Genomic DNA, 13,425 nt, shown 5'->3' on the forward strand with positions numbered 1-13,425 from the left:
ATATGGCGATTGGAGGAATTACACCCTATCAAAAATTGACGCTGGCAACACAGGCTCTACTTCTGTGAACCATTATTAATGGGGGGATTACCGTATGAATGTGATTAAGTTTGATCTTTGTCTTTTCTGCGAAATCCTTAGTAATGGCCTTAATGATGTAAGGGGCATCAATGGTTTTCTGTAGAGGTAAAGATTTAATGTGAATGAATGGCATGATTTCCAACGATGCATGTAAATGAGAACGAGTTCATTAAATTAAAACCCTCCTTGAGGCTGAGTACAACAGTGTAATAAGTGGAAAAGTTTCCATGATATTGACGGCTATAGATGGAAAATATTCCGCTTATTGTGATATCTACCTACTAACCATGGAGAATAATTGCATTTCCAATCGATTATGAGCTACAGAGCAAAACATGGAAAATAGACAAAAGTTTTGCCCCAATCCATCTCTCAAGCTAATGGATCAAGTGGGGAAGGGTTGCTGTTACCATCACTATACCTACCGCACCGAACAGCCATACTGCCAATAGATCTTCCGCTACCTCATAAAAATAGGACCACGCCTTTATTCTGCAATCAGATCCCAGAAAATATAACGCCTTAAACTTCAAATCTCTTCGATATTTCTAAATCAAGCGGGTGTATTCGGGAGGCGTGATCTTCCAGACCTTGACCCCGCAGTAGCGTTCTCCTTCGGGACAGACGGGTCGGAGCTTCGCCATATCTCTCAGGGTGCAGGGGGGGAGGAGATAACTTCCGATCAGGGGGTTGACCTCCTTGATCTGCAAGGCCTCATCCAGAGAGGCTCGCCAGATCTCCTCTTGCGCGTTGTAACAGAGCCGCATGGCATGCTTGTGGTGCAGATTCAAGAGATCGGCCGATTCGGTGAATCGAATGCTGAGGGCGTTTGGAAGGAGATAGAGGGCATACTCGACCGGGACGCCAAGGCGTTTCAGCCGGCTGAAACGGTCCCAGCTTCGTGCCATCGTTTCATCGTAATCGCGTTCGATTTTGGGATCGCTTTTGATGAGTTCGGGGGTGATGTAGTCGGGGCGGTCCGTAATTTGTGCGGAGAGGACAGGTCGGGAGCCGGGTGTCATCCGATGGCGCTGGTCTTGGGAGTCGGCCGTGTGCGAGAGTTTTTTCCGGAAGGTGTAGGCGGGGTGAAAGAGGGCCCGGCTTAACTTGGTGACGGTTGTAAGGTTCAGCGATTCCCCGAGGAGCCGGTTCTTCCCCGGATCGAGGACGAGCCGTATGGCGTCGTCGTCGTCCAGCGCGGCGCGTGGAACACCCAGGATCTCCCGGACAGACTGGGCCAGGACCGCCTCCTGATTGACCTTGTAGTCGATCAGCCGGGAGACGCGTCCCTCTAAAGAGGCGTCAAATTCCGAGAGGAAGGTCTCTGTCCACTCAGGGGATTTCGACTCGGGATGGGATTCGAAGAATTGATGTTCCGGTGTTGTTTCGATGGGAAGAGGGGATTGCAGGATTATTTTGTATTCCGGATCAAAGGCAATGAGGGCCTGCACCATTTTTTCGACGACAATGCGTTGTTCCAGAGGGGTGTCATACTGCTGGCAGAGGCGGTAATAACGTAGGAGCGTAATGCCGGAGATGGTGTGATAGAGGTAGGCAAAGGCAGAAATCGGAGCAACGTAACGGGCGATCTCCTGAGATTTTTTCTTGACGTCTCTTGCGAAGTTTCTGCGTTTTCGGGGGAAAATCCGCGCATACTCCGCATCAACCAGGGGATGGAGCATCTCGTTTAAGCGCTGATAGGCCGTCATCTGCTCGCGAATCCCTTCCAGATAGAGATCATGGGCCGCACCCGAAAGAGGGGGGACCGCAAAACTCTCCGCCTTGACGGTAACGTAGCGCTGACTGACCTGTTCTGAGTTATAAAAGGGATGGGCATGGAGAAAGGACCAGATAAACTGTCGAGAGACATTGGAGAGTGTGAATTGGAAATGGGCATGCTGAAGGGTCGTGTGGTGCCCCGCCTGATAAATGCTTTGTGCGAGGGGGACGTAGCCGCCGGTAATCTCTTCATCCCGAATAATCCCCCGGCTCGAATAGCAGGTCTTCGCGGTGGCGACAAAGTTTTTAAATGGATTGAGGAAGGCCTTCTCCAGAACCACCTCCGGTTCCGGCGAGAGAAAGCGCTCTTCCTCCTTTGTCTTCGTGGTGGTTTCTATGTCTGCTCCCAAGGCCTGCTCCTGTTTAACCGTCGATATTATATGCTATACTTCGTCCCGCGACAACTCCAAACTTGTTTGTCACGATCCAGCACACCCCTCTTTTCCCCTATTAATGGAGCCAAAAACCCGCTTGTGAGAGAGAACCGGATGCCAAAGAAACCCGAATCGCCTATTAAGATCGCCGGTGCGGGGCCTTCCGGTCTGACCGCTGCGATCTGCCTGGCGAAGGCAGGTTTTGCTGTCGAGGTCTTTGAAGCGCGAGAGGAGGTCGGGGGGCGTTTTATTGGTGACTTCCAGGTCATTGAAAATATGAGTACGGACGAAGATGTCCTGCAGATGCTCAAGCGAATCGGCCTTTCAAGCAATTTTTTTATCCAGCCTGTGAGTCAAGGGCTCTTTTATGATTATCGCCTCCGTCCCCAGGAAGTCAAAAGCCGCCGACCCTTCGGCTACTTCATCCGTCGGGGCACGAAAGGGGATACGCTCGATCGGGGACTTCGAGACCAGGCCCTTGCGGCGGGGGCGACCCTCCACTACAAGACTCGAATCAAGCCTGAAGAGGCCGATATTGTTGCAAGCGGACCGTCCTCCCCGGACGGGTTGGCGAAACAGATCACCTTTACCACAACCCTCCCGGACACGGTCTGGGTTCTCTTTGATATGAAGATCTCTCCGGGGGCCTACAGCTACCTTTTTGTCCTTGAGGGTCGCGCCACGCTCGGCTGTGCCATTACACAGGACTTTGATCATATCAATGATTATTTCGACAAGGCCCTTAGGCACTTCCAGAGCATTTCTTCTTTCTCCATTGACCAGGAAAAGACAGGATATTCCTTTATGAATTTCAGCCTGAAGGCCTCTGCAAGGATTGAGCGCCGTCTCTTCATTGGAGAGGCCGGTGGATTTCAGGATTATCTTTTTGGCCTGGGGATTCGTTATGCCCTGACGACCGGGTTTGCGGCAGCCGAAAGTATTATCCAAAAAAGGGATTATGATCACCTCTGGCGGCAGGAAGTCGGCACGGCGCAGGAGATGAGCCTGATTAACCGCTTCTTATATGAGTTGGGAGGAAATCGAGGCCTGTCTGAATTTATAAGGCGTGCTGGCCGGGGAGATGTTCAGGACTACCTTAGTCGATGGTACGCACAACGTCCGTGGAAACGCCTCATGCTTCCCCTTATTAAGTGGGCCTGGCGGAAAAAAGAGCCTTGTTTCCATTCCCTTCCGGATCATTGGTGCCGCAATAAAATGCAGGTAGCTTCCCACCCCCGGTTAGGACCGGTTAAACAGAACCCTGTGCAGGGTTCTGACCAGGACTTTGAATAAATGAGCCACACGATTGCAGAAGCATACCATTATTGCAAAAAACTGACCCATCAATGCGGGCCGCACTTCTCAGTCGGGTTCCGCTTCCTTCCCAGGGAGAAACGCGAGGCGGTCTATGCGGTCTATGCCTTCTGCCGTTATGCCGACGACATCGTTGATGAACAACAACAGGAGCCCCTTGAAGTTCTCCTAAAACGCTGGGAAGTAGAACTGGATGGCTGTTATGCGCAGAAGCCGACCCATCCCATTACCATCGCCCTGGCAGACGCGATCCAGCGCTATCCTATTCCGAAAGAGGGGTTTTTGGGCCTGATCGAGGGATGTCGTATGGACCTCCGTTTAAACAGATATCAGACCTTTGAAGAGCTGATGGTTTATTGTGACCGTGTTGCCTCAACGATCCGGGATCTCACTCTGCCGGTCTTTGGTTGCCGGGATCCTCAAGGGATGGCCTATGGCGGCGCGCTGTCCACCGCCTTGCAGTTGACCAACATTGTCCGGGATGTCGGGGAAGATCTTGATCGGGATAGAATATACCTCCCCCTGGACGAGATCAAAGAGGCCGGGTATTCAGAGGCAGAACTGATTAACCGGGTGAAGAATAAGGCTTTTTTGAGGTTGATGGATTTTCAGTGCCGCCGGGTCAGAGGCTATTTTGATCAGGCCGCGAAACTGATTCCTCTCATTGACAAGGATGCCCGTCTTGCGCTTTCTCTGATGCGGGATGTCTATGTTGTGTTAATCGATCGGATCGAAGCAAGACCTTATGACGTACTCGACCGCGAGATCCGCCTTTCCTGGAGTGCAAGAGGGCGGGTGGTAATTAGTGCCTTATTGAAGGGTAGGTAAAAACCCGCCATAATGGGGACCTCTGAATAAGCCATGACTCGCTTTTTCAGGACTAAAATGTCCCCCTTCTGTGTTGCAAATCTTGACAACAGCGGGCTATGGCTTCGCGAGAACCATCCTCTGCGATTCGTGCCTTGAATCGGAATATAAGATCTCCTGAAAAACTCAACCCAGACTTAACCAGTTTCCTTAAGGCCCTTTTCCCCACAGAGTGTGGAATATCTCCACGCACCTCATGCCCCTTTCATTTCTAACAGACTGAAAATAGTTAAAAAATACAATGCGGTCTGCCAAAATGAGCTGGCATCTTCTTTGCTACTGGTATAGGAAAGGGGTATGCGCTTGGGGCATGTGAATGCGGCAGTCGGAAGGGAGGCGTCTTATGAGAAAAAAAACAATCAGCGGGGTTAAAAAATGGTGGGAGACGCAAGGCCGGGGGGATGAAAAAACGAAGAGAGAAGGGCCGGAGATTCTGGATCGCCTGAAGTCTCTCCTGGAAGGGGAAAAGATCCCTTATCGTGTGATTCCGCACGAGGAGGCATATACTTCTCCGGAGATCGCGCAGTCGATCCATGCCTCAGGTCGAAAGGTGGCAAAGGTTGTGATTGTTCGAACAGATTCACATTATGCCATGGCAGTACTCCCATCACACAAGCAGCTTGACCTGTACCGTTTCGCGATGGTGGTGGGGGTGGACCGTGTCACCATTACGAACGAGTCGGAGCTGGCGGGGCTCTTTCCCGATTGTGATCCAGGGGCGATGCCCCCTTTCGGAGGCTTATATGGTCTATCGGTATATGTGGACGAATCTCTTGCGAGGGGTCCTGTCATCTTCTTTCAGGCGGGGTCCCACCGACATGTGATTGAGTTGAGGTATCAGGATTTTATCGCATTGGTGCGTCCGACGGTGGATCGTTTTGTTGTGGAGCCTTTTAGAAAGGTCAGCGGGTTCTAGAAGACCGGGATTTCTCGAGGTTTGTGCTTGGGTGGTGCGGCATTCAAGAGGTAAAGGAACAAGGGATGGAGAACGATATTTTATCTGCCTGCAGATCAATCTTTCAAAGTAGCCCGGATGGCATTTTGCTGAGCGATGAGGGCCTGGTCATTCGAGCCTTTAATCCGGCAATGGAGGAGTTGACGGGTTGGAAAGAGGAAGAGGTCGTCGGGAAGAAGACCTGTATGGTGCTTTTTCAATGCCGAAGGGAAAGTGGCGAGGAGATCTGTCCCGCCACCTGTCCAGGGCTCGAGGTATTGAAGGAAGAGGGCTTGGTTGACACTCGGGAGGTCATGTTTCAGACGAAGGACGGACGGGAAATTTCAGTGGCCTGCAGCCATAAGGGGCTCAAAAGTGAAGCAGGAGAGAACTATGTTCTCTGCATCCTGAAAGACATGACTCACAAAAAGGCGGAGGAGCGGGCCCTAAAAAAGGAGGCCATCACGGACGGTCTCACCGGGCTGTACAATTATCGATATTTCAAAAGGCAGCTTGATCTTGAGGTAAAGCGGGCGGAGCGCTATCTGCATCCGGTTTCCCTTGTTATGATCGATATTGATCATTTTAAATCTTACAACGATCATCATGGTCACCTTCGGGGGAATAATATCCTGGAGCGGATCGCCTCTCTCCTGAAGACCTATACACGGGAAACTAACCTTGTTGCCCGATATGGGGGTGAGGAGTTTATGATCCTTCTTCCGGAGACAGAATCAAGGATTGCGGCCAAGGCGGCCGTGCGAATGAGGCGAATGATTCAAAAAGAACGCTTCCCCTTCCAGGAAGACCAGCCCGCTGGGAATTTAACCATCAGTCTGGGAGTTGCAAGTTTCCCTTGGGATGCGCCGAGCGCGGAAGAACTTGTCCGATGTGTAGATGCAGCACTTTACCGGGCAAAGGCGCTGGGAAGAAACCGTGTTTGTTGGGATGGGATTTCGAGATCAATCAGCCGTTATCCTCTCCTGCGTGAGTCGGGAGGAAGATAGGCGTGGGCGTACTGCTATCGGCTGAATAGGGTGAAGGGAGGGAGAAGATGCTTGAACCTCGGGGACAAGAAAGATTGGAAGACAGGCGGCGCCTTCCAAGGCCGCCGGACATCAAGGCTTTTTTGGACGAATATATTATTGGCCAGGAGCGGGCAAAAAAGGTCCTCTCGGTGGCTGTTTATAACCATTACAAACGGGTTTTTACCCCTGTGGATGATGCCTTCCCAAGGATGCGCAAAGGGAATGTACTCCTCATCGGTCCGACCGGTACGGGGAAGACCCTGCTTGCCGAGACCCTTGCCCGGATCGTGGGGGTTCCGCTTTCGATTTCGGATGCCACAACGCTGACTCAGGCCGGTTATGTCGGGGAAGATGTCGAAAACGTCGTTCTCCATCTATTTCAGGCATCCGATGGAAAGATTGAACAGTGCGAACGTGGCATTATCTATATCGATGAGATCGACAAAATCGGTCGGAAGAGCGAGTCGCCTTCTCTGACGCGTGATGTGTCCGGAGAAGGGGTCCAGCAGGCGCTCTTGAAGATGATTGAGGGTATGATCGTTAATGTTCCGCCTCATGGCGGGAGAAAGCATCCGCATGAAAAGATGATCCCGATTGATACGAGTCAAATCCTGTTTATATGCGGCGGCGCCTTCGAAGGGATAGATTCAATTGTTTCCCAGCGGATGGAGAATAAGACCATTGGTTTCGGGAGTGGCGTCGTGCAGCGTAAAAGATTGACCCATCGTATCCTTCCTGAGGATCTCCTCAAGTTTGGGATGATTCCTGAGTTTGTCGGTCGTCTTCCGATCATCTCGAGACTGGAGAGTCTCGATGAGGAGGATCTGGTCCGCATCTTAAAGGAACCAAAGAATGCCCTTACGAGGCAATACGAAAGACTCTTTTCCCTAGAAGGGATTGCACTTCGGTTTAAGCCGGATGCGCTCTATGCGATTGCACGAGAGGCCATTGCCCTTGGAACGGGGGCCCGTGGGCTACGGTCGATTCTCGAAGAGATCCTTCTCGATTTGATGTACGAATTGCCGATGGATTCTATGAAAAAAGAGTATGAACTTGATGGAAAAGATGTGGAGAGGATTCTCGCTCCCCATCTGGAAGAAGAAAAACGGGAGGAAGCGGTGTAAGTATCCGTCGAATCTGAACCGGCAGTGACTGGGCAGGGAATTATGGAGAGAGGTGAGCCGAATGAAAAAATGGGTTTTGGGTATCCTGATCGTATCGACGCTCTTTGTGGCCGGACTCGTAAGTGATATGCAACCGCTTATGGTGGCGGCAGAGGATGGAGTCTCTGAATCAGTTGCCCAACTCAATAATGAGGGGGTTCGTCTGTTTAAAAAAGGAAGGTTTTCTGAGGCCTTAACCCGTTTCGTCGCGTCGGCAGAAATTGACGAGCTTTTTTGGGAAGCCCATTATAACTGTGCCCTTGCCTTGGTCGCGATGAAGAAACCGGAGGAGGCCCTCCGCCACATCGAACTGTCACTGACCGTAGATCCTGAGAATTTAAAGGTAATTGAGTTCTACTTAAACCTTCTTGATAAGGTGAATCAGAATGCGTAGGAGAAAAGAAGCACGAATCAAACACACCACAAAGGGAGGGTCATTATGTCGAGAAGGGTTGATTATCTTACGGGAAAAGGGACAGGATTTGGCGAGTTGGTGGCGGGACAGTTCATGGAATCTCAGGTCATCACCTGTTTTCAGGGATCAATGGCGGATCGGGTCGCAATTGCAATTACGGCAGGGCAGTTTGGAAGCATGCCCGTTGTGGATGAGGGCTGGTACCTTGTCGGGATTGTCAGCGAATTTGATCTCTTAAAGGCGCTTCGTGCGGGGAAGGACCTCGAGAAGGTCACCGTGAAAGAGATCATGACCCCTCAGCCGATTTCTATTCGGGATGAACTTTCTTCTGATGCCTTGATGAAGATCCTGGAAGAAAATCACCTCACCCGGGTTCCCGTGGTTGATGATGCGGGGAAGGTGATCGGTGTCGTTGCGCGCCGGGATCTCCTCCATGGCTACATTAAAACAAAGACCGGCGACCTCCCTTGGTGGATGTAGAAGATTGTTTTAGCTTGAGGGAAGGACGGATTTGGTTTTCAGCGTGATGAGGCGGTGATAGAGGCCGTTCAGGTGCATGAGCTTGTCATGTGTCCCCTCTTCCACAAGGATGCCTTTGTCGAAAACAACGATCCGGTCGGCATTCCGGATCGTTGTTAGGCGGTGGGCGATAATAAAGGTTGTCTTTCCGGCCATAAGTCGTTCAAGCGCATCTTTGATGAAGCGCTCTGACTCCGTATCCAGAAAAGCGGTCGCTTCGTCCAGGATAAGCAGCCGGGGATTTTTCAGGAAGGCCCGGGCAATTGCGATTCGCTGGCGTTCTCCTCCCGAAAGGGTCAGCCCCTTTTCTCCCACCACCGTCTCATATCCTTTTGAAAAGTCCATGATGAAGTTGTGTGCGTGGGCGGCCTTTGAGGCCGCGAGGAGAGCCTCTTCGTCCGCATCGAGTTTTCCGTAGAGGATATTCTCCCGGAGCGTTCCAACAAAAAGAATGACTTCCTGGGGGACATAAGCAATCTGGTCATAGTAGCTCTTGAGCTGAACCTCTCTGAGCGCGTGCCCATCGACCTCTATTGTTCCGGAACTGGGGTCATAAAAACGGTGCAGGAGGTGGATCAGGGTACTCTTCCCCGCGCCGCTTGGGCCAACGAGGGCCACCTTTTCTCCCGGCTGTACACACAGGTTGATATTCCTGAGCACCGGCTGGCCGGGAATATAGTGGAATGAGATATCAGAGAACCTGATGTGGCCCTTGATCGGCGGGAGCGGATGAGCTCCGGGTGCATCTGCGATTTGTGGAGGCGTGTCGAGAAGTTCGAAGACACGCCTGCTTGCCCCGAGTCCTTCCTGGAGTTGCGTAAAGAGTCGGGCAAAGCTTCCGATCGGACCGGTAATGATCATAGCGTACATCACAAAGGCAATCACATCTCCTGGTGAGATCTTGCCGAGAAGAATCTCCCTGGCACCATACCAGAGCAGTCCGCTGGCCGCACTGAAGCCGAGAAAGACCATCATCGGTCCAAAGGCGGAAGAGATGCCAAGTCTAAGCAGCATCAGGCTGAGCGCCTTTTCTACCTGGGCTGAAAACCGCGCCTTCTCGTAATCCTCCCGGCCAAACGACTTGATCGTACGAATCCCGGAAATCATTTCCTCCATCAAGTTGGTTGTGGCGGCCATCTGATCATGAACCGATGTCGATAAATTTCGGAGCTTTTTCCCCATGAACCGGGCGGCAACAACCACGATGGGAATGAGGATGAGGGAGAGGAAGGTGAGCCGCCAATTCATATAGAGGATAATCGTAAGCCCTCCGATGAGGATCAGCGCCTGTCGGATCAGGTTCACAGGAAGTTCTGTCGCCAGGGTCTGGACAACGCCGAGGTCGTTGGTCAGACGGGAGAGGAGTTCACCTGTCCGGCGCTGTGAGAAGAATGGGAGGGAAAGGCTTTGAAGGTGGGAAAAGAGCGCCACACGCAGGTCGGCCAGGACCTGCTGTCCGACTGCGCCTGAGATGTAGTTATGACTAAATGAAAATATGGCTTGCAGGAGGAAGAGGGAGAAGAGTGCAAAAAACGACATCGGCGATGGGATTTCACGGCCCGAGAGGATCAGGTCAATCGGGCCACGCACAATCCAGGGAAGACTCAGGCTGATGGATGAGGAGAGAAGAAGAAGGACGGTTGCAAACAACATCCTTCTCCAATAAGGACGTCCATAGCCAATGATGCGCTGGGGTGTTCTCTCTTTTTGCATCTTATCTGGAGGACGAGAGTGTCAATGGTTGGTTTCTTTTTTTGATTTCTTCGCCTTTGCAAACGAGATTGATCTTCGAACAAGGAGTACGATGATAATGATTGGCACGGTGGGAAATAAGAGAAGCTTGACCAGATCAAGCGTATGTCGAATCGGGGCGAAGCGAAGCTTAATCAGTTTATCCATAGACGGGTCGTACTCAATCTGCCCGCTGTTCAGGGCATCGGTGACCAGCTTGTTTTGACTGTTTTCGACACGGGCCTCCGTTGCATCAACACTCGTGCTCTGCCGTGCCTCGTAACGGGGTGGGTTCCAGAAATATCCTGCCAGAGAGAGGATGAGTGAAATGAGGATGCCGATGGCCCAAAGTGCAGCCAGATCTTTCTCATCTGTTATTTTTGACCCGGTTTCTTCAGAGGGGGATTGTTCCATATAAATGCCTACCTGTCCTTGCATCGCAATTTTTCTTTCTATCAAAAGTGGGTGTCCATAATAGCGGGGTCTTTCTGAAAAAACAAGCGCCGTTTTATGCCCTAATTCCGAGATTGTGGAATTAGGAACCGCCGATGGCCTCTGGCCTTGTCCTCCAGACGACTTGACGGTTTAATCCAAGATCCAATCGCTGATCTTGGGTTGTGCCGCATTCAGCGTGCCGATATCGGGCTGGAAAAGAGTGGGACAAACCGATGACCGGGCACCCCTGAATGGCGGTGCCCGGCAGAAGCTCTTTCTCTTTCCCTTACTTGTTTGGCTGCGGGGTGTATCGCAGGTAAGGCTTGATCACGGTGTGCCCTTTTGGAAACTTTGCGGGAATTTGATCATCCGTGACGGCGGGAACGATAATGCAGTCTTCGCCGTCCTTCCAGTTTGCCGGTGTGGCTACCTGGTGGTTCGCCGTCAACTGAAGGGAATCAACCACGCGCAGGATTTCTTCAAAGTTACGACCGGTTGCCGCGGGGTAAGTGAGGGTGAGCTTTATTTTTTTGTCGGGTCCGATAACAAACACGGATCGGACGGTCATGTTGTCCAAGGCATTAGGGTGAATCATGTCGTACAGATTTGCAACTTTCTTTTCCGGGTCCGCGATAATCGGAAAGTTCATCACCGTGTTCTGGGTTTCGTTGATGTCCTTGATCCACCCGTTGTGGGAGTCCAGTGTATCGACGCTCACGGCAATAATTTTAAGGTTACGTTTGTCAAATTGGGGTTTAATCTTCGCGACCGTTCCGAGTTCGGTGGTACAGACCGGGGTGTAATCCTTCGGGTGAGAAAAAAGGATTCCCCAGCCGTTTCCCAACCACTCATGAAAATTGATCTTACCCATCGTTGTCTCTGCCGAAAAATCGGGGGCTTCATCGCCTAAACGCAGTGCCATGTCCATCTCCTTTCATTGTTGTTGGGTGCGGTCCCTCATCTGAGAGCCGCAAGCCCGTTAACGATTACACTTTCAGTATAGTCTCTTTCGTTTGGTTGGCTCAAGATTTTTTCCCCCCGGGTTCAATGGGTGTCGTTTTAAAGACACTTTTCTTGCAGCAGCTTTTTAATGATTTTTTTCCCCGTCTCGACCCCCGGTTGATCAAAGGGATTGACCTGATAAAACCTTCCGGCATAGGCGGTTTGAACCTCAAAAAAGTAAAACAGGGCGCCGATGGCGTGCGCATTGAGAGAAGGAAGGGTGATCCTGCAGTTGGGACGGCCCGCTTCTGTCAGGGCGGTTTCAATCGCCCGTTGCTCAATTTGGAGAAGCCCTCCGAGAGAGTGACCGTCCAGCGATGTGATTTCGCCTGCTGATTCGATGGAGGGAAGAGACAGATCTTCCTTGAGCGTTTCAACTGAAATAAATTGAATCGTTTTATCCATCGGGCCTTCCATGTAGAGTTGCAGTTGTGAGTGCTGATCCGTTGCCCCGACGGCGACGACGGGCGTTTGGCCGCATGAAATTTTCCTGCCACTTAGATCCCTTTCTTTTCCAAGGCTTTCGGCCCAAAGCTGACCGAACCATTGGGCCATCCCGGTTAATCCACTTGCATAGGGCATCGTGACCAGGACATTCTTGTTCCGCCGCGTATAGGACCAATAGTGAAGATAGGCGCCCCAGATTGCCCCGTTTTCCGCCGCAGGCAGGTTTTGGAATGTCTTGTCAAGGTCGGCAGCTCCCTTTAAGAGGGCATCGATATCGATGCCGGAGACCGCGGCGGGAAAGAGGCCGACCGAGGTCAGTACGGAGTAACGGCCTCCAATCGCCTCTGGGATGTCGAGCGTGGCATATCCTTCCTTCTGAGCAATCTCCCGCAAGGTCCCTTTGCCTGGATCGGTCGTTGCGATAAAGTGATTCTTCCCCGCTCGGCTCCCGACATGGTTGGTGATCCATTCCTTAAAAAGAAGAAATAGTGCCATCGTCTCAAGCGTTTCGCCTGATTTCGTGATGACATTGACGGCGGTACGAACCGGATCAAGAAGCTTAAGGAGAGGGGCGACCTCTGATGGATCGACATTATCAATAAAAAACATCCTGGGCCCTTTGCGTTGATCCTGGGAAAGCATATTATTGCAGGGAGAGTGGAGTGCCTGATGGAGCGCGATCGGGCCGAGTGCTGAGCCTCCAATTCCCAGAAGGACGAAGTTGTCAAACCGGCCTCGAATGCTTGCCGCAAGGGCCTTGATCTTTTCAGTCGATTGGTAGGGGAGGTCTAAAAAAGGAAGGCTCTTTTTATTACGATCTTCTTCGAAGTCCTTCCGGGTCTCTTCAAGTAATTGCAGGGCGTGAGATCGCGTCGCCTCGTCTATGCCATCTGACGTCCCGAGCTGCTCGGCAGACATATTTGAAAAATCCCATTTCAAAGGTGGAACAACCTCATTCTTCATTTCTCCTCCGGATATCATCTAGTTGATGAGTCTATACTGATCGCCCCCAGGTCTTCTGTTCTTGACTTCCCCTGTGCTCTTTTGTTAGGGTGCTTCTGCGGGGTGGAGCAGTTTGGTAGCTCGTCGGGCTCATAACCCGAAGGTCAGAGGTTCAAATCCTCTCCCCGCAACCAGTTATATCAAAGGGTTAGGACTACTCGGTCTTAACCCTTTTTTCGTTTTTCGCCCCTATTTCGCCCCAGGATGGCTTTCTAGGTTAAAGGGGATTAAAGAAACACGCAAGATTATAGCATATGACAAATGCGCTACACGCAGCTTACCCAAGGAGAACGATACCAGATTTATATCCTTAAGCAAACAGGCCATAATCAGA

12 protein-coding genes, 1 tRNA gene and 1 pseudogene are annotated in these 13,425 nt (G+C 51.4%); 9 read left to right on the forward strand and 5 right to left on the reverse strand.

Annotation, left to right across the window (positions count from 1 at the left end; genetic code table 11):
* Positions 1–416 precede the first annotated feature (416 nt).
* Positions 417–530 (forward strand): annotated as a pseudogene (locus EYQ01_09535) (integron integrase).
* Between the two features lie 99 nt (positions 531–629).
* Here the strand turns inward: EYQ01_09535 and EYQ01_09540 are convergent.
* Positions 630–2,210 (reverse strand): FAD-dependent thymidylate synthase, encoded by a 1,581-nt coding sequence (locus tag EYQ01_09540; protein HIE66028.1) that lies wholly within the window; start codon positions 2,208–2,210, stop codon positions 630–632.
* A 138-nt stretch (positions 2,211–2,348) separates the two neighbouring features.
* Here EYQ01_09540 and EYQ01_09545 point away from each other — a divergent pair, with 138 nt between their 5' ends.
* From EYQ01_09545 to EYQ01_09575, 7 genes are all read left to right on the forward strand, one after another.
* Positions 2,349–3,527, forward strand: a complete 1,179-nt coding sequence (locus EYQ01_09545) for an NAD(P)/FAD-dependent oxidoreductase (GenBank protein ID HIE66029.1) — start codon at positions 2,349–2,351, stop codon at positions 3,525–3,527.
* The gene (locus EYQ01_09550) at positions 3,528–4,376 is read left to right on the forward strand and encodes a squalene/phytoene synthase family protein (GenBank protein HIE66030.1); all 849 of its coding nucleotides are present in this window, start codon (positions 3,528–3,530) and stop codon (positions 4,374–4,376) included. It begins immediately after the preceding gene.
* A gap of 355 nt (positions 4,377–4,731) precedes the next feature.
* Positions 4,732–5,331: a YbaK/EbsC family protein gene (locus EYQ01_09555; protein ID HIE66031.1), complete on the forward strand. Its 600-nt coding sequence runs from the start codon at positions 4,732–4,734 to the stop codon at positions 5,329–5,331.
* 65 nt (positions 5,332–5,396) lie between these two features.
* The gene (locus tag EYQ01_09560; GenBank protein HIE66032.1) at positions 5,397–6,356 is read left to right on the forward strand and encodes a sensor domain-containing diguanylate cyclase; all 960 of its coding nucleotides are present in this window, start codon (positions 5,397–5,399) and stop codon (positions 6,354–6,356) included.
* 47 nt (positions 6,357–6,403) lie between these two features.
* A complete protein-coding gene (gene clpX, locus EYQ01_09565; GenBank protein HIE66033.1) occupies positions 6,404–7,501 on the forward strand; it encodes an ATP-dependent Clp protease ATP-binding subunit ClpX in 1,098 nt (365 codons plus the stop codon).
* Positions 7,502–7,562: 61 nt separating this feature from the next.
* Positions 7,563–7,934 carry a hypothetical protein gene (locus EYQ01_09570; GenBank protein HIE66034.1) on the forward strand — a complete coding sequence of 124 codons (372 nt, stop codon included), beginning with the start codon at positions 7,563–7,565 and terminating at the stop codon, positions 7,932–7,934.
* A 45-nt stretch (positions 7,935–7,979) separates the two neighbouring features.
* On the forward strand, positions 7,980–8,435 hold the full coding sequence (locus EYQ01_09575; protein ID HIE66035.1) for a CBS domain-containing protein: 456 nt from the start codon (positions 7,980–7,982) through the stop codon (positions 8,433–8,435).
* A 9-nt stretch (positions 8,436–8,444) separates the two neighbouring features.
* Here the strand turns inward: EYQ01_09575 and EYQ01_09580 are convergent, their stop codons facing one another.
* The 4 genes from EYQ01_09580 to EYQ01_09595 all read right to left on the reverse strand — a co-directional run bounded on the left by EYQ01_09580 (position 8,445) and on the right by EYQ01_09595 (position 13,070).
* On the reverse strand, positions 8,445–10,187 hold the full coding sequence (locus tag EYQ01_09580) for an ABC transporter ATP-binding protein (protein ID HIE66036.1): 1,743 nt from the start codon (positions 10,185–10,187) through the stop codon (positions 8,445–8,447).
* 21 nt (positions 10,188–10,208) lie between these two features.
* Complete coding sequence (locus EYQ01_09585) at positions 10,209–10,619, reverse strand: hypothetical protein (protein ID HIE66037.1); 411 nt, start codon at positions 10,617–10,619, stop codon at positions 10,209–10,211.
* A gap of 307 nt (positions 10,620–10,926) precedes the next feature.
* Positions 10,927–11,562, reverse strand: a complete 636-nt coding sequence (locus tag EYQ01_09590) for a peroxiredoxin (GenBank protein HIE66038.1) — start codon at positions 11,560–11,562, stop codon at positions 10,927–10,929.
* A 137-nt stretch (positions 11,563–11,699) separates the two neighbouring features.
* A complete protein-coding gene (locus tag EYQ01_09595) occupies positions 11,700–13,070 on the reverse strand; it encodes a glucose-6-phosphate isomerase (protein HIE66039.1) in 1,371 nt (456 codons plus the stop codon).
* Positions 13,071–13,148: 78 nt separating this feature from the next.
* Between EYQ01_09595 and EYQ01_09600 the strand changes: the two genes are divergently transcribed.
* Positions 13,149–13,225 (forward strand) — tRNA-Met (locus EYQ01_09600).
* Positions 13,226–13,425 lie beyond the last annotated feature (200 nt).

The organism is Candidatus Manganitrophaceae bacterium (assembly GCA_012960925.1).
Classification (GTDB): Bacteria; Nitrospirota; Nitrospiria; order SBBL01; family JAADHI01; genus DUAG01.